The 22,156-nt window shown below is 63.2% G+C and carries 20 protein-coding genes; 3 read left to right on the forward strand and 17 right to left on the reverse strand.

Annotated features, from left to right (window positions below; genetic code table 11):
* Window positions 1-18: 18 nt before the first annotated feature.
* The 3 genes from cbbX to HXX15_RS01800 all read right to left on the reverse strand — a co-directional run bounded on the left by cbbX (window position 19) and on the right by HXX15_RS01800 (window position 2,999).
* Window positions 19-888, reverse strand: a complete 870-nt coding sequence (cbbX, locus tag HXX15_RS01790) for a CbbX protein (protein WP_296514762.1) — start codon at window positions 886-888, stop codon at window positions 19-21.
* Window positions 889-947: 59 nt separating this feature from the next.
* Entirely contained in the window at window positions 948-1,373 is a 426-nt protein-coding gene (locus HXX15_RS01795) for a ribulose bisphosphate carboxylase small subunit (protein WP_296512022.1), read from the reverse strand.
* 168 nt (window positions 1,374-1,541) lie between these two features.
* Window positions 1,542-2,999, reverse strand: coding sequence for a form I ribulose bisphosphate carboxylase large subunit (locus HXX15_RS01800; RefSeq protein ID WP_296514764.1), 1,458 nt, complete (start codon window positions 2,997-2,999; stop codon window positions 1,542-1,544).
* Between the two features lie 341 nt (window positions 3,000-3,340).
* Here HXX15_RS01800 and HXX15_RS01805 point away from each other — a divergent pair, with 341 nt between their 5' ends.
* On the forward strand, window positions 3,341-4,309 hold the full coding sequence (locus tag HXX15_RS01805; protein WP_296512023.1) for a LysR family transcriptional regulator: 969 nt from the start codon (window positions 3,341-3,343) through the stop codon (window positions 4,307-4,309).
* A gap of 53 nt (window positions 4,310-4,362) precedes the next feature.
* On the opposite strand, the gene hemA is transcribed toward HXX15_RS01805, so the two are convergent.
* From hemA to bchF, 14 genes are read right to left on the reverse strand one after another with little or no spacing between them, the layout of a single operon-like run.
* Complete coding sequence (gene hemA / locus HXX15_RS01810; protein WP_296512025.1) at window positions 4,363-5,574, reverse strand: 5-aminolevulinate synthase; 1,212 nt, start codon at window positions 5,572-5,574, stop codon at window positions 4,363-4,365.
* A complete protein-coding gene (gene puhE, locus HXX15_RS01815) occupies window positions 5,571-6,644 on the reverse strand; it encodes a putative photosynthetic complex assembly protein PuhE (RefSeq protein WP_296512027.1) in 1,074 nt (357 codons plus the stop codon). Before puhE ends, hemA begins: the two co-directional genes overlap by 4 nt.
* Window positions 6,645-6,657: 13 nt before the next feature.
* Window positions 6,658-7,758 (reverse strand): magnesium-protoporphyrin IX monomethyl ester (oxidative) cyclase, encoded by a 1,101-nt coding sequence (gene acsF, locus HXX15_RS01820; protein WP_296512029.1) that lies wholly within the window; start codon window positions 7,756-7,758, stop codon window positions 6,658-6,660.
* Window positions 7,755-8,054 (reverse strand): hypothetical protein, encoded by a 300-nt coding sequence (locus HXX15_RS01825; protein ID WP_296514767.1) that lies wholly within the window; start codon window positions 8,052-8,054, stop codon window positions 7,755-7,757. The genes acsF and HXX15_RS01825 overlap by 4 nt, the downstream gene beginning before the upstream one ends.
* Window positions 8,055-8,056: 2 nt before the next feature.
* Window positions 8,057-8,515, reverse strand: coding sequence for a photosynthetic complex assembly protein PuhC (gene puhC, locus HXX15_RS01830; RefSeq protein ID WP_296512030.1), 459 nt, complete (start codon window positions 8,513-8,515; stop codon window positions 8,057-8,059).
* 14 nt (window positions 8,516-8,529) lie between these two features.
* Complete coding sequence (puhB, locus tag HXX15_RS01835; RefSeq protein WP_296512033.1) at window positions 8,530-9,189, reverse strand: photosynthetic complex putative assembly protein PuhB; 660 nt, start codon at window positions 9,187-9,189, stop codon at window positions 8,530-8,532.
* Window positions 9,186-9,950, reverse strand: a complete 765-nt coding sequence (puhA, locus tag HXX15_RS01840) for a photosynthetic reaction center subunit H (protein WP_296512035.1) — start codon at window positions 9,948-9,950, stop codon at window positions 9,186-9,188. Before puhA ends, puhB begins: the two co-directional genes overlap by 4 nt.
* 22 nt (window positions 9,951-9,972) lie before the next feature.
* On the reverse strand, window positions 9,973-11,406 hold the full coding sequence (locus HXX15_RS01845; RefSeq protein ID WP_296512038.1) for a BCD family MFS transporter: 1,434 nt from the start codon (window positions 11,404-11,406) through the stop codon (window positions 9,973-9,975).
* Complete coding sequence (gene bchM, locus HXX15_RS01850; protein ID WP_296512040.1) at window positions 11,403-12,104, reverse strand: magnesium protoporphyrin IX methyltransferase; 702 nt, start codon at window positions 12,102-12,104, stop codon at window positions 11,403-11,405. The genes HXX15_RS01845 and bchM overlap by 4 nt, the downstream gene beginning before the upstream one ends.
* Complete coding sequence (bchL, locus tag HXX15_RS01855; RefSeq protein ID WP_296512042.1) at window positions 12,104-13,042, reverse strand: ferredoxin:protochlorophyllide reductase (ATP-dependent) iron-sulfur ATP-binding protein; 939 nt, start codon at window positions 13,040-13,042, stop codon at window positions 12,104-12,106. The genes bchM and bchL overlap by 1 nt, the downstream gene beginning before the upstream one ends.
* Complete coding sequence (locus tag HXX15_RS01860) at window positions 13,039-16,788, reverse strand: magnesium chelatase subunit H (protein ID WP_296512043.1); 3,750 nt, start codon at window positions 16,786-16,788, stop codon at window positions 13,039-13,041. Before HXX15_RS01860 ends, bchL begins: the two co-directional genes overlap by 4 nt.
* Window positions 16,763-18,364, reverse strand: a complete 1,602-nt coding sequence (gene bchB, locus HXX15_RS01865) for a ferredoxin:protochlorophyllide reductase (ATP-dependent) subunit B (protein ID WP_296512045.1) — start codon at window positions 18,362-18,364, stop codon at window positions 16,763-16,765. The genes HXX15_RS01860 and bchB overlap by 26 nt, the downstream gene beginning before the upstream one ends.
* A gap of 1 nt (window position 18,365) precedes the next feature.
* Window positions 18,366-19,652 carry a ferredoxin:protochlorophyllide reductase (ATP-dependent) subunit N gene (locus HXX15_RS01870; RefSeq protein ID WP_296512048.1) on the reverse strand — a complete coding sequence of 429 codons (1,287 nt, stop codon included), beginning with the start codon at window positions 19,650-19,652 and terminating at the stop codon, window positions 18,366-18,368.
* Window positions 19,649-20,248 (reverse strand): 2-vinyl bacteriochlorophyllide hydratase, encoded by a 600-nt coding sequence (gene bchF / locus HXX15_RS01875; protein WP_296514769.1) that lies wholly within the window; start codon window positions 20,246-20,248, stop codon window positions 19,649-19,651. The genes HXX15_RS01870 and bchF overlap by 4 nt, the downstream gene beginning before the upstream one ends.
* Before the next feature lie 234 nt (window positions 20,249-20,482).
* On the opposite strand from bchF, the gene HXX15_RS01880 reads away from it, so the two are divergent.
* Together HXX15_RS01880 and HXX15_RS01885 are read left to right on the forward strand one after the other, a co-directional pair.
* Window positions 20,483-21,379 carry a cobalamin B12-binding domain-containing protein gene (locus HXX15_RS01880; protein ID WP_296512050.1) on the forward strand — a complete coding sequence of 299 codons (897 nt, stop codon included), beginning with the start codon at window positions 20,483-20,485 and terminating at the stop codon, window positions 21,377-21,379.
* Window positions 21,380-21,452: 73 nt separating this feature from the next.
* The gene (locus HXX15_RS01885) at window positions 21,453-22,142 is read left to right on the forward strand and encodes a heme oxygenase (biliverdin-producing) (RefSeq protein WP_296512051.1); all 690 of its coding nucleotides are present in this window, start codon (window positions 21,453-21,455) and stop codon (window positions 22,140-22,142) included.
* Window positions 22,143-22,156 lie beyond the last annotated feature (14 nt).

Raw genomic sequence — 22,156 nt, forward strand, 5'->3', positions numbered from 1 at the left:
GTGCATACTTGGGAAGAGCTACGCACTCTTCCCGTTGCTGAACACCCGACTGGCGAGTACGTCGGAAGCCTCCAGCGTCATAATGTCGTCCGCGGTCAGCACCCGATCGAGATCCGCGACCAGCCGGTTGGCCTGACGTAGCCGGATGCGGTCGAGCGCATTGCGGATCGACCGCGCGTTGGCGAATAGCGGCTGGGTCTTGCGCATCGCGATATAGCGCTCGAACGCCGCTCGTGCCTCGGCATCGAACTTGTAGTTCTGCTCGGTCAGCATCAATTCGGCGATCTGCAACAATTCGCTGTCCGAATAGTCCGGAAAATCGATGTGGTGCGCGATCCGCGAGCGAAAGCCCGGATTGCTGGCGAAGAATTTCTCCATCCGGTCGCCATAGCCGGCCAGAATCACCACCAGATCATCGCGTTGGTTCTCCATCACCTGCAATAGGATCTCGATCGCCTCCTGGCCGTAGTCGCGTTCATTGTCGGGGCGATAGAGGTAGTAAGCCTCGTCGATGAACAGCACGCCGCCCATCGCCTTCTTCAGCACTTCCTTGGTCTTCGGCGCGGTGTGGCCGATATATTGCCCGACCAACTCGTCGCGGGTCACCGACACCACATGGCCGCGGCGGACGAAACCGAGCCGATACAGAATGTCGGCCATCCGCAGCGCCACCGTGGTCTTGCCGGTGCCGGGATTGCCGGTGAACGACATGTGCAGCGTCGGCACCTCATGCGCCAGATTCATCCGCTTGCGCAGCCGCTCGATCAGCAGCAGCGAGGCGATCTCGCGAATCCTCGTTTTCACCGGACGCAGACCGATCAGCTCGCGGTCGAGCTGATCCAGCACCTCGCCGATGCCGACCGCCTCGAACTCCTGGCGCAGATCGATCCGCTCGGCGGAGGCCGCCTCCGCGCTCCCCGCCGCGACCGCGCTGGTCGGCTCGCCGCTCACGCGCCACCGTAACGGCTACCCTCGGGGCGATCGACCGCGTAGGACTTGGTGGTGTAGCGGAGGTTGCGGCCGTCGGTCTCCTGGCGTTCGAGCCGGAAGCCGGGCTCGACCTTCGGCCGGTTGACGATGAACGACAGCCGCACCGACTCCCAGCCATGGCTGGAGTCGAACGCCGACAGCCGGATGTAGCGATCGCCATAGACCTTGCGGCATTCGTTCAGTTCCATCAGCACGCCGGCGGCGTCGCGCAGGTCGAACATCGGCAGACCCCACATTTCCCAGAAGGTGTTGCGGGGATGCGGATCGTCGGTGAATTCCAGATTCACCGCCCAGCCCTTGCCGAGCGCATACTGCACCTGTTTGGAGATCTGCTCGTCGGTGAGATCGGGCAGGAACGAAAAGCAACCTTGGGTGACTCGCATTGAATGGCTCCTTGGTGTCTGGAAATCAACGGTTTGAGTTCGTCATTGCGAGCGTGGCGACGCAATCCAGAGCGCAGAACACGGAGTGACTGGATTGCTTCGTGGCTTCGCTCCTCGCAATGACCACTCGAGTGCCTGATGACGTTGCTGGCTTCTCGACGCTGGCTGTTACATCGAGACGCTGGGGGTGGGCGCATAGTCGGGCATGTCGGTGGATTCGTAGTTGAAGGTGACGTTCTTCCAGGTCTCCAGCGCAGCCTTCAAGGGGGTGCAGGTCATCGCTGCCTTGGCGAGGATTTCCGGCCCCTCGTGCAGATAGTCGCGGCCCTCGTTGCGGGCCAAAATCATCGCTTCCAGCGCCACCCGGTTGGCGGTGGCGCCGGCTTCGATGCCCATCGGATGGCCGATGGTGCCGCCGCCGAACTGCAGCACCACGTCCTCGCCGAGGTGATCGAGCAATTGGTGCATCTGGCCGGCGTGGATGCCGCCGGAGGCCACCGGCATCAGCTTGTTGAGGCTGGCCCAGTTCTGCTCGAAGAAGATGCCGTGCTCGAGCTGCATCGGATTGAAATCTTCGCGGCAGATGTCGTAGTAGCCCTTGGTGGTGGCCGGGTCGCCCTCGAGCTTGCCGACCACGGTGCCGGCATGGATGTGATCAACGCCGGCGAGCCGCATCCATTTGGCGATCACGCGGAACGAGACGCCGTGGTTGCGCTGCCGCGTATAGGTCGAGTGACCCGCGCGGTGCAGATGCAGGATCATGTCGTTGCGGCGCGCCCATTTCGCCATCGACTGGATCGCGGTGTAGCCGATCACAAGATCGATCATGACGATCACCGAGCCGAGCTGCTTGGCGAAGTCGGCGCGCTCGTACATCTCCTCCATGGTGCCGGCGGTGACATTGAGATAGGTGCCCTTGACCTCGCCGGACGCCGCCTGCGCCTTGTTGACGGCTTCCATGCAGTACAGAAAGCGCTCGCGCCAATGCATGAACGGCTGCGAGTTGATGTTCTCGTCGTCCTTGGTGAAATCGAGACCGCCCTTCAGCGCCTCGTAGACGACGCGGCCGTAGTTGCGGCCGGACAGGCCGAGCTTCGGCTTCACGGTGGCGCCGAGCAACGGACGGCCGAACTTGTCCATCCGCTCGCGCTCGACCACGATGCCGGTCGCCGGACCCTGGAACGTCTTCACATAGGCGACCGGCAGCCGCATGTCTTCCAACCGCAGCGCCTTCAGCGGCTTGAAGCCGAACACGTTGCCGATGATCGAGGCCGACAAATTGGCGATCGAGCCGTTCTCGAACAGATCGAGATCATAAGCGATATATGCGAAGTATTGCCCAGGCGAATTCGGCACCGGATCGACGCGATAACATTTGGCGCGATACTTCTCCGCCGCGGTCAGGCGGTCGGTCCACACCACGGTCCAGGTCGCGGTCGAGGATTCGCCGGCGACGGCCGCCGAGGCTTCGATCGGATCGACGCCGTCCTGCGGCGTGACCCGGAACAGCGCGATGATGTCGGTGTCCTTCGGAACGTAGTCGGGCTCCCAATAGCCCATCTTCTTGTATTCCATCACGCCGGACTTGTAGCGATCCTTGCCGCGTATCGTGACCGACTCGTTCATGGCGCTCTCCTCGCTGTTGCCGCGGCTGGCTGCTCGGCCGGCCGGCTGATCGTGATCTTTCCGCGCCAGCGACAGCCGGGCGGTGGTTCGCGCGGACATTGACAGCGCCTCGCAAATAAGAGAAATTTCTTTATCTTCGATACAGCAATAGTTTAATTTATAATGCTCCGAACGGTCGCGGATGGCCCGACCTGGCTATGCTGCGTTCGGGATCTGGGCGGGACCGCAGCTGCCACGCGGATTGCAGGGCGAACCGCCGGGAGACGATCGTTCGGATATGTTGACCGCACGCATCGGATAACAGAAGCTTGGTTCAATTCGGTTTTCTCAAAGTTTCGTCTATGGCCAAGCAATTCCGTACGGTTTCGATCCGGCAGTTGCGGGCGTTGGCGGCGCTGGCCTCTAACGGCAGCATCACCGCCGCCGCCAACAAGCTGCACCTCACCCAGCCGGCGGTGACGCTGCAATTGCGCAATCTGCAGGCGCTCGCCGGGCTGCCGCTGATCCAGCGCACGAGCGACGGAATGTTGCTGACCGAGGCCGGCACTGAAGTACTTGCGCTGTGCGAACGGATCGAGGCGGCGATCGCCGCTTGCGAGACATCGCTGGACATGATCGCGGGCAAGACCGCGGGACGAGTGTCGATCGGCGCGGTGAGCACCGCAAAATACTTCGTACCGTTCGCGATCTCCGGATTCCTGAAGCTGCATCCGAAGATCGACGTCAAGCTCTCGATCGGCAACCGTCAGGAGATCGGCAGCGCGTTGCGCGGCTACGAGCTCGACATCGCGATTATGGGTCGCCCGCCGGTCGACATCGACGTGGACGTTCACCTAATCGGCGACCATCCGCACGTCATCATCGCGCCGACCGTGCACCGGCTGGCGCACAAGCAGAACATCGCCCTAGCCGACCTCGCCGACGAAACCTTCCTGACCCGCGAGCCGGGCTCGGGCACACGCAGCCTGATGGAGCAGTTGTTCGGCTCGGCCGGAATCCGGCCCACCATCGGCATGGAAATGGCCAGCAATGAAACCATCAAGCAGGCGGTGATCGCGGGACTCGGCATCGCCTTCATCTCCGCGCATACGGTGGCGACCGATCTCGACGAGAGAAGAATGGTGGTCCTTGACGTCGTCGGCCTGCCGATCGTGCGGCAATGGTTCGTGGTCAGCCGCAAGGACAAGGTGCTGCTGCCGCCGGCGCGCGCGATGCTGGATTTTCTCAGCGCCCAGGGATCGCAGTTTCTGCCCAGGACCCATGGGCGGATCCGCCTGACCCGGCCGTCGATCCGCGCCAAGCGCACCTGACGGCCAATTGGCCGTCAGGGAAGGCGCGAAAGCTATCCCGCCTGAGTGCTTGCTTACGCCGCCTTGGCGAGGCCGAGCTTGGCCCAGATCTCGCTGAGCGCCTGCACCAGATGCTCGATGTCGGCATCGCTGTGATGCGGCGACGGCGTGATCCGCAGCCGCTCGGTGCCGCGCGGAACCGTCGGATAATTGATCGGTTGCACGTAGATGCCGAAGCGGTCGATCAACTCGTCGCTGATCTGCTTGCACAGCACGGCGTCGCCGACCATCACCGGAACGATGTGGCTGGGATTGGGAAGATGCGCCACCCCGGCCTGGTCGAGCCGCGCGCGTAGCCGCGCCACGCGATCCTGGTGGCGCTCGCGCTCGACCGAACTCGACCGCAGATGCTGGATGCTGGCCAGCGCGCCAGCGGCGACCGCCGGCGGAATCGACGTGCTGAAGATGAAGCCGGAGGCGAAGCTGCGGACAAAGTCGCACACCGCAGCCGAGCCGGCGATATAGCCGCCGACCACGCCAAACGCCTTGGCCAGCGTGCCTTCGATGATGGTGAGGCGATGGCTGAGGCCTTCGCGATCGGCGACGCCGCCGCCGTTCGGACCGTATAGGCCGACGCCGTGCACTTCGTCGAGATAGGTCATCGCGTGGGCGGCATCGGCGACGTCGCAAATTTCTGCGATCGGCGCGATATCGCCATCCATCGAATACACCGACTCGAACGCCACCAGCTTCGGCACACTCGGGTCGAGATCGGCGAGCTTGCGCTCGAGATCGCGGACGTCGTTGTGGGCAAAGATCCGGGTTTCGCTTCGGCTGTGCCGGATTCCCTCGATCATCGAGGCGTGATTGAGCTCATCGGACAGGATCACGCAGCCGGGCATCCGCGAGGCGAGCGTGCTGAGCGATGCCATGTTGGACATGTAGCCCGAGTTGAACAGCAGCGCCGCCTCCTTGCCGTGCAGCGCCGCCAATTCCTGTTCAAGCAGCACGTGATAGTGATTGGTGCCTGCGATGTTGCGGGTGCCGCCAGCGCCGGCGCCGCAGGAGTCGAGCGCCTCGTGCATCGCCTTCAGCACCGCCGGGTGCTGGCCCATGCCGAGATAATCGTTCGAACACCACACCGTGACTTCGGCCTTGCCATCCCGGCCGTGATGCGTGGCTTTCGGGAACGATCCGGCGTGACGCTCAAGATCGGCAAACACCCGATAACGTCCCTCGCGATGGAGGCCCTCAATCTGACGACGGAAATACGCTTCGTAGTTCATGATGTCCTCCCGTTGACGGTTGCTGCCGGCTCTCCGCCGATTCCGATCCGCGCCGGAGCCAATTCGCCCCTCGGATGCTGCTCCAGAAAGGTCTGCCTGAACTGGTCTTCGAGCCGCTGCCGGGCACAGACGCTGCGCGCCTTCGGCGGTGCCTCTTCCTTGCGGACGCTCGGCACTACGACGAGCTGCGGTGCCGCGGCCCGCGCCTCGGGACTCGTGGAGGGCGACTCGAAAACTTGCTTGGCCGCGCCAAGTTCAGTCGTGGCTGCGACGGTGGATGGATTCGTTTCCATGGTGATGTTCTCCGGCGGAAAACCTGCGCGAATACCCCAGCTCCACAGCGTCATCGCCGGTAGCGGGAGCAGCATGAACCAATGCTCGACAACGCCGAGCGCAAACAGCGTCGAGACCAGCGTGAGACCGACGACCTCGAATGGGGTCGCGGCAACTTCGACGATCCGCTGTACCATCACAACGAGCACAGCGGTCGCCAGCGTGACCGAGAGCGGAAAGAACGCGCTCACCGGTTTGCGTGCGAAATACGTCTTCAGAAACTGCACGGCGTCCGGCATCAATTCATCGTTGGTCACCGGCACGCCGAGAAACAGATTGATCTTCGCGCTCTGCCGCAGCACCCAGAGCGCCACATAGGTCCACAGGCCGACCTGGTTGTCCGCGTTGAGGGTCAGCGCGGCGACCACAGCGCCGCAGGTCAACAGGCACACTTCGTGATAGATGATCGCCTGCAACGCGAAGCTCAGGCGCTGAATGCCTTTGGCTTCCGGCGGGCACGGCTCGGCGCGCGGACCGGTCAGCCAGCCGGACAGGAACGCGATCTCCTGCGCGCCCCACAGGAAGATGATGCAGCTGAAGGCCATATAGGCCGCACCCACACTGGTGTCGTTCGCCGTCACGGACAGGCCGCACAGCGCCACCGTAAGCATCCCGCCGGCGCATACCAGCCGCAGCATTCCGGAGCGGCCGACACTGCCGACCAGCAACAGCACGGCCCCGGTGCTGAACCACCAGACGAACGCCGCGTAGAATGGTGGGCCTAGGTATGAGGCCATGAAGTTACTCCCCTCACCACGCCGGCCGCAGGCCGATGACGCGGGGCAGTTCGTTGCGCTTCGCAGGCAGCAGGAACAGGCGTGCGAACGCCAGCGCGGCCTGCGCCGCCAGCAGCGGCCGCCTGATCTTGCCGAGCAGCCCCTGCGAACGGCTGTCAGCGATCTTGTCCGAAACCACCCGGAGCCGCTCAAGCCCGGCGACGAACCGCGGATCGTCGAGATTGATGGTGACCGGGAACACCTGCTTGGAGATTTCGGTGGTGATCCGGAACACCTGCATGTCGTAGTCGGTCGGATCCATCCCGAGCGCCTCGTGGAACGCCGGGCGCATGTGATCGCGCACATACATCGTGGCAAACACCGCCAGCAGGAAGAACCGGATCCATAGCTTGTTGACGCCGCGCAGCAGCGACGGATCGGCGCGCATCAGCAGCGCGAAGGCCTCGCCGTGGCGGAACTCGTCGTTGCACCAGCTCTCGAACCATTTGAAAATCGGATGGAACTGGCGTTCCGGATGACGCTCCATCTGCCGGAAGATGGTGATGTAGCGGGCGTAACCGATCTTTTCCGACAGATAGGTCGCATAGAAGATGAATTTCGGCCGGAAATAAGTGTACTTCTTCACCTTGGTGAGGAATCCGAGGTCGACACCGATGCCGTGATCCTTCAGAATCTCGTTGATGAAGCCGGCATGCCTAGCCTCGTCGCGGCTGAGATAGCCGAACAGTTCCTGAATTTCCTTGTTCTTGATCCGCTTCTTGATTTCCGAATACAGCACGCAACCGGAGAACTCCGCGGTCAGCGAGCTCACCAGAAAGTCTTTGAACTCCTTGCGCAGTTCCGGCGGCAGCTGCTCGAGATCGTAGTTGAATTCGTCCTGCTTCTTGAAATGCGCCTTGTTGTAATCGGCGCGCAATTCCTTGATCATTGCGTTCCACTCGGAACGCACCAGGCTGACGTCAAGGCGATCCATGGCCGCGTAGTCGGTGGTGTAGAACCGCGGCGTGAGAATGGTGTCCTCGCGTGCGATATCGAGGCTCTCGCGACTACCCTTGATTTCGGGCCGTGAACTCTTCTGCAGGCTGCCTTGGGCACCACCCTCCATCGGAATCATCTTACCCTCCCATTTGAAAAGCTGACTTCGTATAGTTCGGTCAGTTCGAGATATCCTTCCAGCCGCGCGCGGATCCGGTCGAACAGACCGGCGCGCACCACGGTCGCCGTACGCCTCACGACGAGACGTTCGCCGAATTCGACGTGGGTCGGCGCGTCGTGCACAGTGACCTCGTCGCCGGGGCCAATCTCGACGTCGCCGTCGAGAATCACGTGCGCGTGCAGGGTTTCCGACGTCTGCTCGATTTCCACCGTGCAGGGCACATCGAAGCTGGTGCGTTTCCCTAATCGGATCATGCTCATTGCGAGCTGTCCTGATTTTTCATGAGCCGAGCAAAGGCCGCCAGGTTGCTGGACCCGAAGGCATTCAGATCGATCTGCTTGTTGTTGGACGTGTCGGTCAGCGTCAGCTGCCCGTTTTCGAAGCGGGCGAGACGAAACGGCGGCTCGCTGCCGATGGCGGCCAGCTTGCGTTCGCGCGCAAGGCCGCGCAGCACCACCCGGACGAAGCCCGATTCACCCGGCGCCAGCGAGTGGAGCAACTTACGATCGCTCGCATCGTAGACCAGCACCGATCCGTCGGCGCTGTCTTCGAACTGAAGACTGCGGCTTTCAACCATCGCCGGGAGGGTCATATGAACGGAGCCCACACCGGTTAGCCGCGACGTCGCCGTTGCCGTCAGTGCGAACAGCACCAACGCGCCGGCGGCCAACAGCGCGCCCTTCGGAACTTTGATATCGTGTTCAGCGTGCTCCATTTCGATCTCCGTTTTCAGGCTGCAACCGTTGTTGACGATGACAGCGGGCCAGAGGCCGGTCCGCTGTTAGCCAGTCTGACCAGAGATATTTCTGATAAGTCGTGCTGCCCCTTCAGGGCTTCAGCGAGTTTGGCGGCAACGTTGGCAACGTCGGGCACCGAAGTCAGCATCGGCTCTGGTGCCCGCATCCGCCACGGGCGGATGTGGGGCCAGAGCAACACGTAGGAGACGCGCGGGGTATCGGCGAGCTGCAGAGGAATGTCGCCTGAACCATCGCGATTGGTCCGCAAGGCCGCGTTGGCGATCTTGCCGAGCGGGATGTTCATCGTCAGCGGCAGCGCAACGCCAGTCTGCAGGAGAATGCGCTTGCTGGTGATGGTGTAGCAGGTGGCACGCCGGAACAGCCAGGCGAGGACGGCAAGCAATGAAATGCCGCCCAGCGTCAGGATGGCAAGCGGCAGCGCCGACGCCACCGCTTCGCCGATCAGCTGGCCCGAAGACCAGCCTGACCAGCTTTTCCACGACACCAGGAGGACCAGATAGATCAGGACCTCCCTGATGTGAAAGGATCGGAGCGCCAATCCTTTGTAGGTCGGCTTCCCCTGCCAGATCACGCGTTCTCCTTCCGGCAACGGCGAGGGAAGCTCACGAAACTGGCTGGGGGCCTGCGTCATACGATCGGCTCCTGACGGTCCGGCGTGGCGTAAAGCGTACCGGCGCCGTAGTAGGCGACGATCTTGTCTTCCTCGAGCTTGGTGACCTGATCGGCCTTGGCCACGCCCGGTGCATCGGCGAACTGGCTACCGAGAATGGCGTCGACGCGGATAATGCCCCGTCCGATCAACGCGAACGGCACCGGAAGCAGGACCTTCCGCTTGCCCTTCGCCGAGGTGACCTCGACCTCCAAGTAACGAAGCAGTACCTCGGCGCGATCGACCCAGGCATCAGTCACGACACCGCCGACGACACCGTCGCAACCGACCACTTTGAGGCCGATCGGATTCGGATCGCGCGGATCGAGCGTGAAGCTCTTGGCGGCACGCAGCGGCACGATCGCCGGAACGTTCTCCAGCGTGAGTTCGGGAACATCTTCACGGGCGGCGTAGGACCCCGGTCCGACGCCATCAGCGAACGGATTGCCGGTCGGCACGAATGGCGCACCAGGCCACGGAGCGGTCGGGGCCAACGCGACGTCGCGACGATCGTTGTCCTTGCTGGGAACGGTGGCCGTGTGACCGCCGCGCAGCAGATAGGTCTTCGGATCCGGCGGATTCGGAATGCCCAGCTGGGTGAGGCGGCCACCGCCGGTATCCGAAATCAGCGGATATCCCTCGCGCTTGTCTTCGCGGCGGAGATAGAAAATCAAGGCCGCAAAGAAAATCCAAAATGCGTACAGTGTGACCTGTGCGACGTCCATATAGGCTCCGGCTTGCATGGGACCGACCCCTTCCTCGTTGTTAACCTGGAAATTCGGCTAGGCCGAATTTGGATGAAGATTGCGAAAAGCTCGTCTGTGCTGTGCGCACGAGTGGGCCGACCGCAACCAGCGTTGCGAACAGCAACGCGATTTCGATGTTGTAGACGACGCTGTATCCGGTGGACGGATCTGCAAGGACACGTCCGAGCATTCCACTGGAAGCCAATGACGACACCGCGTCCCGAATGCCGCCACCGAGTAGTATTCCGCCGCCCGCCGCGGTCGCCTGTACGGCGCCCCACGTTCCGAGCGCGAGTCCGCTTTCGCCCTTGCTGGCGATCGCCATCGCCGCGGTCAACGTCCCGGCGGCGAACAGCCCGCCACCGAAACCGATCAGTGCCGTGCCGATTCTGAACAGCAGCACAGACTGCGCAGGCGCGGCGATAATCACTGCGGCAAAGGCGAAGATACCGGCCAGCACGCCGAACCCGGCAACGCGATACGGATCGCCGTTGCGTCCGAGCGACCTTGCCGCGAGGCCGAATCCGGCCAGCGTTCCCAGCGCGAAGAATGCCGTCAGCGCCGTGGTCTGCCCCACCGTCAATTTCAAGATTTCGGCGCCATACGGCTCGAGCAGAATGTCCTGCATCGAGAAGCCGGCGGTACCCAGCGCGACCGCGACCAGAACCCGAACCGAGCCGCCGGCGGCGCGGAATTTCGCCCATGACTGATTGAATTGCGCCTGCACGCGCTTGGCCGAAGTCAGCGCCGGATTACGGGCTTCCTGCTTCCAGAGCGCGGCAATGTTGAGAAGCATCTGCGTGACCGCGACGCCCTGGATCACCTGAATGAGCCGCATCTCGCTGAACTCGCGCAGCAACTCGCTGAAGATCAGCGCGCTTCCGGTCATCCCCACCAGCAGCATGACGTAGAGGAATGCGACCACACGGGGCCGCGACTCTTCCGGCGCGATATCAGTCGCCAGCGCAAGACCCGCGGTCTGCGTCGTATGCAGCCCAGCCCCGACCAGAAGGAACGCCAGTGCGGCGCCGAACTTGCCGTACAGCGCCGGCGATTCGCCAGTGCCTGACAACAGCAACAGCGCGAACGGCATGATTGCGAAGCCGCCGAATTGCAGCAGGGTGCCGAGCCAGATGTAGGGCACCCGGCGCCAGCCCAGCACGGAGCGATGATTGTCGGACTTGAATCCGATCAGCACGCGGAACGGCGCGAACACCAGCGGCAACGACACCATCAGCGAAACCAGCAGCGTCGAGACGCCGAGCTCGACGATCATCACCCGGTTCAGCGTGCCGTTCAGCAGAACGATGGAAATGCCGACCGAAACCTGGAACAGCGACAGCCGCAGCAGACGCCCGAGCGGAAGCTCTTTCGTCGCCGCGTCGGCAAACGGCAGGAAGCGGCTCCCCAACCGCATCCAGCCTCTTGCGAATGTCGCTGCCCACTGGCTCATCGCGGAATCATCTCCAGCGCCTGTGAGGTATAGAAGCCACTCGACACTCGGTGGGTACGCCCGACCTGCCATTGCTGCAGCGCCGGATCCGATGTCAGCAGCTGCCGCAACTTCTGTTCGCCGACCGGTTCGATCGCCGGCGCGCGATCACCGCGCGGAAAGAAGCCGCCGACGAAATGCATCAGCGCTAGCGCCGGGGTCTTTGGCGCGAAGGTTACCGCCAGCGATCGTCGGGTGCGCGCCGCGAGACCCGCCATAATCCGGCAGATGTCCTGCGGCAGATAGTGAATCAGCGAATCCATCGCCACGACGAAATCGAACTCACCCAGCGCCGGATCCAGCATGTCGCCGGAGGTGAAATGGATCTTCGACGGATCGATGTCGGCCGGCAGTCGCTCGCGCGCCACCGCGACCAGCGTCGGCGACAGATCGATGGCGACGACATCGGCGCCGCGCCGCGCTGCCTCGATCGATAGCGCGCCGGTGCCGCAACCGGCATCGAGCAACCGCATGCCGGTCATATCCGTCGGCAGCCACGACAGCAGCGTATTGCGCATCTCGTCGCGGCCGGCACGCACCGTGGCGCGGATTCCGCTGACCGGCGCGTCGGATGTCAGCTTCGCCCAATTGTCGGCCGCGGTACGGTCGAAATAGGTCTCAAGCTCCCCACGCCGCTCGATATAACTACCCACTGCCATCAATCGAACCCCAACAGGTCGAAGATATCGCGATCCTTCAGCGGCTTGCCCAGAGCCGGGGGTTCCTTGCCCTCCAGCAACTCGGCGGCGAGCCGAAGGTACTCTTGTTGCACAGCCAGGATTTCATCGGTGTGATCCATCTCAAAAAGCGTCATCTTTTTCAGGCGGCTCTTGCGGATGACGTCGAGGTCGGGGAGATGGGCGACCCGCTGGATCCCGGTTTGCGAGCAGAATTTGTCGATCTGGTCGGTATCCTTGGAGCGGTTGGCGATAATGCCGCCGAGCCGCACGCCGTAATTCTTGGATTTGGCGGCGATCGCCGCGGCGATGCGGTTGGCCGCGAAGATCGAGTCGAAATCATTGGCGGCGACGATCATCGCCTGCTCCGAATGCTGCAGCGGTGCTGCGAAACCGCCGCACACCACGTCGCCCAGCACGTCGAAGATCACCACATCGGCGTCTTCGAGCAAATGGTGCTCCTTGAGCAGCTTGACGGTCTGGCCGACGACATAGCCGCCGCAGCCGGTTCCCGCCGGCGGGCCGCCCGCCTCCAGGCACATCACGCCATTGTAGCCCTCGAACACGAAGTCTTCGGGGCGTAGTTCCTCGGAGTGGAAGTTCACCGATTCCAAGACATCGATCACGGTCGGCACCAGCCGCTTGGTCAGCGTGAAGGTGGAGTCGTGCTTGGGATCGCACCCGATTTGCAGGACGCGCTTGCCGAGCTTGGAAAACGCCACCGACAGGTTCGACGACGTCGTGCTCTTGCCGATGCCGCCCTTGCCGTAGATCGAGATCACCTTGGCGGTGCCGATTTTGACGTTGGGATCAAGCTGGACCTGGACGCTGCCCTCACCGTCGCCCTCGGCGCATTTCGACGCATTGGTGTCGGCGCAGCCGGTGGTCTTCAGCTTGGAGGGATCGGTCAGAATGTTCATGCGGCAACTCCTACGCCTTCAAGGCGATCCTCGAGCTCTTCGCCTGCCTTGCGCAGGACCTCGAGCATTTCAGGGTCGGGTGACCAGTAGTTTCGTTCGTGCGCCTCGATCAGGCGGTTGGCGACCTTCGCCGACGCCACCGGATTGAGCGCCGCCAGGCGGGCGCGCATTTCGGGGTCGAGCACGAAGGTTTCGGTGAGCTGGCGATACACCCACGGCGCCACTTCTCCGGTAGTGGCCGACCAGCCCATGGTGTTGGTGACGTGTTCCTCGATCTGGCGCACGCCTTCGTAGCCATGCTTGAGCATGCCTTCGTACCACTTCGGATTCAGCATCCGGGTCCGGGTTTCGAGCGCGACCTGTTCCGACAGCGTGCGGACGGTGCCGGCGCCGCGGGTCTGGTCGCCGATATAGACCGGCGCGGTGGTGCCGCCCTTGGCGCGACGCACCGCACGGCTGATGCCGCCCAGCGTATCGAAGTAATGATCGACGGTGGTGACGCCGAGTTCGACCGAATCGAGATTCTGATAGGCCAGATCGACGTCGGCGAGCGCGCTCTTCAGCAACTCGGTCTGCTGCACCGGCTGGCCCTTGAGGCCGTACGCAAAACTCTTGCGGCGGGTATAGGTCTCGGCCAGTTCGTCCTCGTCTTCCCAGCGGCTGTTCTCGACCAGATGGTTGACGTTGGAGCCGTAGGCGCCGTCGGCATTACCGAACACCCGCAGCGACGCGGTCTCCATGTCGCAGTTGTGCGCAACCTGATAGGCGAGCGCGTGCTTGCGGACGAAATTCATCTCCACCGGCTCGTCGGCCGAGGCGGCGAGGAAGCAGGCTTCGGCCAGCAGCTTGATCTGCAACGGCAGCAGGTCGCGGAAGATGCCGGACATGGTGATGATGACGTCGATCCGGGGACGCTTGAGCTGCTCCAGCGGGATCAGCTCAGCGCCGGTCAGCCGGCCGTAGCTGTCGAACCGCGGCCTGGCGCCGAGCAGGGCCAATGCCTGCGCGATCGGCGCGCCTTCGTTCTTCAGATTGTCGGTGCCCCACAGCACGATCGCGATCGACTCCGGCAGCGTGTTGCCGTCGGCGACGTGCTTGTCGATCAGTCGCTGCGCCTGCTGCGCGCCGTCCTGCACCGCGAAGGCGCTCGGAATCCGGAATGGATCGAAGCCGTGCAGATTGCGGCCGGTCGGCAGGATGGCCGGGGTGCGCAGCAGATCGCCGCCTGGCGCCGGACGGATGAACTTGCCGTCGAGTGCGTTGATCAGCGCCGGGATCTCGTGATCGACCGCCAGCAATTTGTCCGTGGCTGCGAGCTCATCAAAGATCGCAACATTGGCCTCATGGTCCGCCGCGCCGAGCGCCGCGATCAGTCTGTCGGACTTCTCGCCGCGCACGATGCTTTCCAGCACAGACTGCTCTGGGCGAATGCCGTGCGAGGCATCAGCGACCGATTGCAGCATTTCCACCCGCTGCTCGACCGTGGGGTTTTCGCCGACGACATGCAGGCCGTGCGGAATCAGCGCGTATTCCATTTCCAGCACGGAATCCGCCAGCTTGAGAATGGTTGCGCCGGTTTCGTCCTCGGTCCAGGCCGGTTCGGCCTTCGCCAGATCGAGTGCGCTGGCCTGGGCCTGAATCAAGACCGCCAGATCCGCGCGCTCGGAGGTGTCCTCGGGCGGCAGGCCGCGCCAGCGCTCGATCGATGCCTTCAGCTCGACCAGGCCGCGATACAGCCCGGCATGCGCCACCGGCGGGGTCAGGTAGCTGATCAGCGTCGCGGCCGAGCGCCGCTTGGCGATCGCGCCTTCCGACGGGTTGTTCGACGCGTAGAGATACAGGTTGGGCAGGTCGCCGATCATCCGATCGGGCCAGCACTGCTGCGATAATCCGGTCTGCTTGCCGGGCATGAATTCCAGCGCGCCATGGGTGCCGAAATGCAGCACGGCGTTGGCGTCAAAATCTTCCTTGAGCCAGCGGTAGAACGCCGAGAACGCGTGGGTCGGTGCGAACCCCTTTTCGAACAATAGCCGCATCGGGTCGCCTTCGTAGCCGAACGCGGGTTGCACGCCGACGAAGACGTTGCCGAAGCGTTCGCCGAGCACGAAGATCGAGCTGCCGTCGCTCTGATGCTTGCCGGGCGCCGGTCCCCACTGCGCTTCGATTTCCTTGAGATAGCGCTCGTTCTTGACGTGGTCGCCAGCGGACACTCGCGCATGGACGTTGGCGGCGGCGCCGAACCGGGCCGCGTTGCCGGTGATGATGCGCTCGCGCAATTCATCTGCGGTGGCCGGCACCTCGACCTCGTAGCCTTCGCGCTGCATCGCGCCGAGGGTGCGGTGAAGCGACTCGAACACCGAGAGAAATGCCGCGGTGCCGGTGTTTCCGGCATTCGGCGGGAAGTTGAACAGCACGATCGCGACCTTGCGATCCTTGCGCGCGCTGCGCCGCATCGCCACCAGGCGCGCAGTCCGCGCCGCGAGCATTTCGGCGCGCTCGCTGCACACATACATGTCGCCGCCGGTCTCGGAACGGGTGAACTGGCAGGAGCGATCGCAGCCGGGACAGGACACGCTACCGCCGTCGGACCGGCCGCCGTAGACCATCGGCCCGGAGCAGCCGTCGAGCTCGGGGATCGCCACCATGATGGTGCTCTCCACCGGCATCAATCCGCGATCGGACGCGCCCCATTGTTCGAGGGTCTGGAATTCGACCGGATGCGCGGAGAGATACGGCACGTCGAGCTTGGCCAGGATATCCTCGGCCGCCTTCGAATCGTTGTAGGCTGGTCCGCCGACTAGCGAGAAACCGGTCAGCGAGACCACCGTATCGACGATCGAGCGGCCGTCCTTCATGAAGAATTTTTCGATCGCCGGGCGCTGATCGAGACCGCTGGCGAAAGCCGGAATGACGCGCAATCCCTTCTTCTCGAACTCCGCGATCATGCCGTCATAGTGGCCGGCATTGCCGGCCAGCAGATACGACCGCAGCAGCAACACGCCGACGGTACCGCGCTGATCCGCGACGTTCGGCAGCTTGTCGACGGAATCGCCGATCATGCCTTTCATACGCGGGTGATAGACGCCGATGTCGGCGTATTCGACCGGCGGCTCGGCCTTGGCGATGCCGCGCAGGCCCTTGCGCGGGCCATCGGCATAGCGATCCACCAGCAGGCGAACCATGTTGGCGATGTTCTGCTCGGAGCCGCCGAGCCAGTATTGCAGGGTCAGGAAATAGGCGCGCATGTCCTGCGCGGTGCCGGGAATGAAGCGCAGCAGCTTCGGCAATTGCCGCAGCATCTTCATCTCGCCCTTGCCGGCCGGGCCGGATGTCTTCTTGCCACGCAGCTTTTTCAGCCAGTTGATTGCGCCGAGCGTCTCGGCGCTCATGTCGAACTTGCCGACATGGGTCAGCTTCACCACCTCGGCCGCGGACATGCAGCAGACCATCGCATCGCACTGCTTGCGGCGGGCTTCCAGCTGCGGCATCACCGCGCGGACGTGATCGTCGAGGAACAGCATGGTGGCGATGACGATGTCGCCGCTCGCGATATCGGCGTGACAACGCTCCAGCGCACCACCGTCGGTACCCCACTCGTCGGCGGAATGCACCGTCAGTTCGATTCCCGGATAGTCCCGGCGCAGCAGATTCCGCGCGCGCGCGGCGGCCCCGGACAGGTGGCTGTCCATGGTGACAATGACGACACGAACGGGTGTCTGGTCAGCGGGCGAAATGCGCTTTGGCATCGTACAAAGTCTCGACTGTTATGGTGGCGACGCCATTTTCGTTGGCGAATCGCTCGGTATTCCGACGGGCCTTTCCGCGAACAAAGAACGGGATCTTGTGTAGCTCCTTCTCGGCATCGGCGGCCCAAACCGCTGCCGTCGTCGTGGTCTCTGTGGTGGCCGAAACCAAAACTGCCTCCGCCGCCGGGGCGTCGATCTCGGCTGGTCGCTCCGCAACCGGCGCGGCATGGCCGGTACCGAGATGCGACGGCATGGCGCCGTCCTTGAACTCGAAATCGTCCTTGAACATCGCCAGCAGATGTTCCTCGAGCCCCATCATCAAGGGATGGACCCAGGTATCGAAGATCACATTGGCGCCTTCGAAGCCCATCTGCGGCGCATAGCGCGCCGGGAAATCCTGCACATGCACCGGCGCGGAAATCACCGCGCAAGGCACGCCCAGCCGCTTGGCGATGTGGCGCTCCATCTGGGTGCCTAGCACCAGCTCCGGATGCAGCTCCGCGACCTTGGCCTCGACCTCGAGATAATCGTCGGTGATCAACGGCTCGACGTCGTACAGCTTGGCGGCCTCGCGAATATCGCGCGCGAATTCGCGGCTGTAGGTGCCGAGTCCGACGACCTTGAAGCCGAGCTCTTCCGACGCGATCCGCGCCGCGGCTACCGCATGAGTGGCGTCGCCGAAGATGAACACCCGCTTGTTGGTGAGGTAGGTCGAGTCGACCGAATGCGAGTACCACGGCAGCCGGGTCGCCGCCGCCTTCAGCACCGGTGCCGGATCGACGCCGGCGAGCGCCGCCACTTCGACAATGAATTCCTTGGTCGCGGAGACGCCGATCGGAATTGTCTTGGTGAACGGCTGGTGGAAGATCCGGTGCAGCCATGACGCCGCCTGCCCGGCGATTTCCGGATACAGCACGACGTTGAAATCCGCGTCGCCTAGCCGCGCGAGGTCCGCCGGAGTGGCACCCATCGGCGCGGTGACGTTGACATCAATGCCGAGCTTGCCGAGCAGCCCGGTGATTTCGATGATGTCGTCGCGGTGGCGGAAGCCGAGCGCGGTGGGACCGAGCAGATTGCAGCGCGGCCGCACGCCGGGCGCGCGTTCCGGGCGCGCGGTGCCGGGCGCAGGCGCGGATGGGCTCGCGAGTGCGCGCACCAGCTGATAGAAGGTCTCTGCGGCGCCCCAGTTCTCTTTGCGCTGATAGGCCGGCAGATCGATCGTCACCACCGGGATCGGCAGCTTGAGCGCGCGCGCCAGCCCACCCGGATCGTCCTGGATCAGCGAACCGGTGCAGGACGCGCCAACGATCATCGCCTGTGGCTTGAACCGCTCATAAGCATTCTTCGCCGCCGACTTGAACAGTTCGGCGGTGTCGCCACCGAGATCGCGCGCGGCAAAAGTCGTGTAGGTCACCGGCGGCCGCTTGTCGCGGCGCTCAATCATCGTGAACAGCAGATCGGCATAGGTGTCGCCCTGCGGCGCGTGCAGCACATAGTGCAGACCTTCCATGCCGGTGGCGATGCGCATCGCGCCGACATGGGGTGGTCCTTCATATGTCCAGACGGTGAGCTGCATGTCAGGCCACCAGTTTGGCGCGGCGAACCAGAGGACGCGCGAACAGTTCGGCGAGATCAGCCGCCTGTTCGTAGCCCTGGATCGGGGTGAAGACGAGTTCGATCGACCACTTCGTGGTGATGCCTTCGGCCTCCAGCGGATTGGCCAGGCCAAGACCGCACACCACGATGTCGGGACGCGCAAGGCGGCAACGATCGAGTTGCAGATCGACGTCCTGCCCCTCGGTGATCGCGGCGTCGGCCGGCAGCAGTTTCAGCTCCTCGGCGAGATGCTCGCGATGCAGATAGGGGGTGCCGACCTCGACCAGCTGCATCGACAATTCGCGCGACAGGAATCGCGCCAGTGGAATCTCGAGCTGGGAGTCCGGGAAGAAGAAGATCCGTTTGCCGGCGAGTTCCGTGCGATAAACTTCCAGCGCGCGCGCGGCGCGGGCGCGGTTCGGCTCGGTGACCTTGTCGAACACCGCGGGAGCGATGCCGAACGCATCGGCGGCAGCGCGCAGGAATCCGGTTGTGCCCTCGACGCCGAGCGGGAACGGCGCGGCTAGTCGCTTGGCGCCGCGGTTTTCCAGTTCGCGCGCGGTCTCGAGCAGGAACGGCTGCGCTAGCAGGAATTTGGTGTTCGGGCCGACCGTCGGCAGCGCGGTCGACTTGCGCGGTGGGAAGAACTGCACCGGGCCGATGCCGAGCGCATCGAACATCCGGATGAACTGATCCTCGACGACATCGGCCATCGAGCCAACTATGAGAAGCGAGTCCTCGCTCGTCCGCGCGAGGGAAAGTTCGGGGACGAGCGAGGCGAGACAGGCATCCTCGCCTTGCGTGAATGTTGTCTCAAGGCCACTGCCGGAATAATTCAGGATACGGACGCCCGGCGAGAACCGCTGCGACAGCCGCAATGCGGCGCGCGACAGATCCAGCTTGATCACCTCGGAGGGACAGGAGCCGACCAGAAACAGCAACTTGATGTCGGGCCGCCGCGTCAGCAACTGCGTGACGATGCGATCGAGTTCGATATTCGCATCGGTGAGGCCGGCGAGATCCTTTTCTTCCATGATCGCGGTGGCAAAGCGCGGCTCGGCGAAAATCATCACGCCGGCGGCGGACTGGATCAGATGCGCGCAGGTACGCGACCCGACCACCAGGAAGAATGCGTCCTGAATCTTGCGATGCAGCCAGACGATCCCTGTCAGCCCGCAAAACACCTCGCGCTGTCCGCTTTCGTTGCGGACAACACGGGGCGCGGACTGCTCCGCAGCCACCGCGCAGCCTGTGGCGGACACGGTCATGCGCGGCTCCCCGAGACATTCGCAGCGGTCAGCGCGGCCATCCGCTCATCGCGGCGAGCGGCGCGCAGCTTGAGCACGAACTGCGTGGCATTGATGACGTAGGAGGCATAGGCCGCGAGCGCGACCAGCATCTGCTGCCGGGGATCGCCAAGACCGGCAAACAGCATCACCAGATAGGCGGTGTGCAGGGTCAGAACCAGGAAGCTGAAGACGTCCTCCCAGAAGAACGCGGGCGCGAACAGGTAGCACCCGAACACCTCCTTCTCCCAGATCGCTCCTGTGATCATGATGGTGTAGAGGACCAGGGTCTTGATCACGATCGAGGCCGTGGCGACCTCAAACCCATCTCCGGTGTAAAGATACCTAACCACCAATCCGAGACTGATTAGGAACACCAGAAATTGGACAGGCGCCAAAATACCCTGAACTAGGGTCCATTTTGTTGCATCGCGGCGAAGCCGCTCTTCGGGCGTGTAGAGCGATTTAACCCTTTGCCCGTGCGTCGGAATTTGCAAAGCCGGAGCTCCCGGCCCGGGGGGCCGTTTCGCTGGCGCGAAATCAGATTCGGCATTCTTACTGTAAAGAATGTTTGACAGTAGATTGTCGTGGTGATGCGATACCGACCCAGGGCAACAGGGGACAAGCGGCAAATTGCCGTATCCCGCATTTTCTTGATCTGAGGCTGTTCGACGATGCACCGCGCCACTCCCTATGTGCGGGCTTGATCCACAAAGGCTAAACTCCGTTCATCCGACTGTCAACCAAACCATACGTAAATTAAACTTGACGGTCGACGGTCCTGGGGGCTTAATTAGTTGAGGAATTACCCAATGGGCGACCTGAACGAGCACCCACATCGGGCGGACACTAGTGGAGACGGGGGCGCGGCGCGGGTCAGCGCTCCCGGAAGAAACTCAATTCCTGAACCGATCTGGCGATTTCGCCCACCGTTGAATCCCACCGGGATGGTCCGGGCGATCAAAACCCGGATCATCCCGAAGATCGTGCTCGCGCTTCGCACCCTCCCCGCAGCCGGGGTTGCAGAGCTGGCGGAGCAAGCCGCGGCGTTTGATTTGGAAAAATTCACAACCTTGGTCGTTGGAAACGACGAGGACGCCGCCGTCGCTCACATCGAAAATCTGAGAGCGGAAGGCGCGTCGATCGAGTCGATCCTCCTCGACCTGCTTGCTCCGGTTGCGCGGCATCTCGGCGAAATGTGGGAAGCCGACACCATCGACTTCGCCAATGTGACGCTCGGCGTCAGCCGCATGCAACGGATCATGCGCCATTTGGGCGAGACATTTTCGGCGCCAGATCCGGCGACCGGCGGCGGGTCCGTGCTTCTGACCACTATTCCTGGAGAGCAGCACAGTTTCGGGATGTCGATGGTCGCGGAGTTCTTTCGGTGCGAAGGCTGGAATATCTGTACCGGCCCGTTCACCTCGCACCTCGATCTGATATCGTTGGTGCAAGAGCGCTGGTTCGACGTCGTCGGCTTTTCCGTCACAAGCGACCGGCGGCTAGACGAATTGAAGCGGGATATTCACGATATCCGTCGCGACTCGCGCAACCGCGGCGTCGGCATAATGCTAGGCGGCCCGATGATGATTAGCCGCCCAGAGCTCGCGGCTGCGCTCGGCGCCGACATGACGTCGGTGGACGCGTCAACGGCACCGCGGCAGGCCCGGGAATTGATGGCGTCGATGAAGGACCGGACCAGAAGGTGAAGGCGAAATTGCTCGGCCCTGGTCCGGATATTCTGATACGCTATGCTGTTGATTGAATTCGGAGACAGTCGGAATGGCAGTTGAATCGGCGAACGGCGTTTTGCCGATCAGCGTTGTCACTGAACTTTACGTCCGGACCAGGACTCTCCACCTCGAAGCGGAAAAGTCGGGAGTCATTTCAGACATCCTGCATGGCACAGCGAGCCGCGAGGGTTACGTGCTGCTGCTGCGCAACTTGCATTCCGCCTACCGCGAGATCGAACTCGGGATCGAGCAGCATCGCGACGCTCCGGGACTTGGCCTGTTGGCGGAATACAAGCTCAACCGGGCGCCGGCGATTGCCTCTGACCTCACCAACCTGTGCGGCGCCGACTGGGCCCGCAGAATTCCTCTGCTACCGGCTGGCGAGGCCTATGCCCGCAGCGTCGCGCAGGCCGCCCAGGGCGACGGCACCAGACTGATCGCGCACGCCTATACCCGATATCTCGGCGACCTCAACGGCGGCTCGGTGCTGGCGCGGCTTCTGGCCAAGACCCTCGGGTTGCAGCCCGGCGAATTGTCGCTCTACAACTTCTCCGGCGTTGCCAATCCCGCCACCCTGAAGAACGATTATCGTATCGCGCTCGATCGGGCTGGCGCGGCGGCGCCCGCCCCCAGCGCGATCATCGAGGAAGGCGCGCTGGCATTTTCGCTCAACATCGCGCTATCGGTCGCCGTGCAGCAGCATTCGTCGACCAGCACCGCAGCCCTGCCCGCGCAATAAGCCGCCTGAAAATC

It is taken from the genome of Rhodopseudomonas sp. (genome assembly GCF_013377015.1).
Lineage (GTDB): Bacteria > Pseudomonadota > Alphaproteobacteria > Rhizobiales > Xanthobacteraceae > JARJEH01.

Coding starts and splice junctions, on each gene's coding strand:
- bchM (WP_296512040.1), bottom strand. CDS start 12,104: ATGGCAGTGGGTAGTTATATCGAGCGGCGTGGGGAGCTTGAGACCTAT.
- puhA (WP_296512035.1), bottom strand. CDS start 9,950: ATGCAAGCCGGAGCCTATATGGACGTCGCACAGGTCACACTGTACGCA.
- HXX15_RS01795 (WP_296512022.1), bottom strand. CDS start 1,373: ATGCGAGTCACCCAAGGTTGCTTTTCGTTCCTGCCCGATCTCACCGAC.
- acsF (WP_296512029.1), bottom strand. CDS start 7,758: ATGATTCCGATGGAGGGTGGTGCCCAAGGCAGCCTGCAGAAGAGTTCA.
- puhE (WP_296512027.1), bottom strand. CDS start 6,644: ATGGCCTCATACCTAGGCCCACCATTCTACGCGGCGTTCGTCTGGTGG.
- bchL (WP_296512042.1), bottom strand. CDS start 13,042: ATGAACATTCTGACCGATCCCTCCAAGCTGAAGACCACCGGCTGCGCC.
- HXX15_RS01800 (WP_296514764.1), bottom strand. CDS start 2,999: ATGAACGAGTCGGTCACGATACGCGGCAAGGATCGCTACAAGTCCGGC.
- hemA (WP_296512025.1), bottom strand. CDS start 5,574: ATGAACTACGAAGCGTATTTCCGTCGTCAGATTGAGGGCCTCCATCGC.
- HXX15_RS01845 (WP_296512038.1), bottom strand. CDS start 11,406: ATGAGCCAGTGGGCAGCGACATTCGCAAGAGGCTGGATGCGGTTGGGG.
- HXX15_RS01825 (WP_296514767.1), bottom strand. CDS start 8,054: ATGATCCGATTAGGGAAACGCACCAGCTTCGATGTGCCCTGCACGGTG.
- puhC (WP_296512030.1), bottom strand. CDS start 8,515: ATGGAGCACGCTGAACACGATATCAAAGTTCCGAAGGGCGCGCTGTTG.
- HXX15_RS01805 (WP_296512023.1), top strand. CDS start 3,341: ATGGCCAAGCAATTCCGTACGGTTTCGATCCGGCAGTTGCGGGCGTTG.
- puhB (WP_296512033.1), bottom strand. CDS start 9,189: ATGACGCAGGCCCCCAGCCAGTTTCGTGAGCTTCCCTCGCCGTTGCCG.
- HXX15_RS01880 (WP_296512050.1), top strand. CDS start 20,483: ATGGGCGACCTGAACGAGCACCCACATCGGGCGGACACTAGTGGAGAC.
- HXX15_RS01885 (WP_296512051.1), top strand. CDS start 21,453: ATGGCAGTTGAATCGGCGAACGGCGTTTTGCCGATCAGCGTTGTCACT.
- HXX15_RS01870 (WP_296512048.1), bottom strand. CDS start 19,652: ATGACCGTGTCCGCCACAGGCTGCGCGGTGGCTGCGGAGCAGTCCGCG.
- bchB (WP_296512045.1), bottom strand. CDS start 18,364: ATGCAGCTCACCGTCTGGACATATGAAGGACCACCCCATGTCGGCGCG.
- HXX15_RS01860 (WP_296512043.1), bottom strand. CDS start 16,788: ATGCCAAAGCGCATTTCGCCCGCTGACCAGACACCCGTTCGTGTCGTC.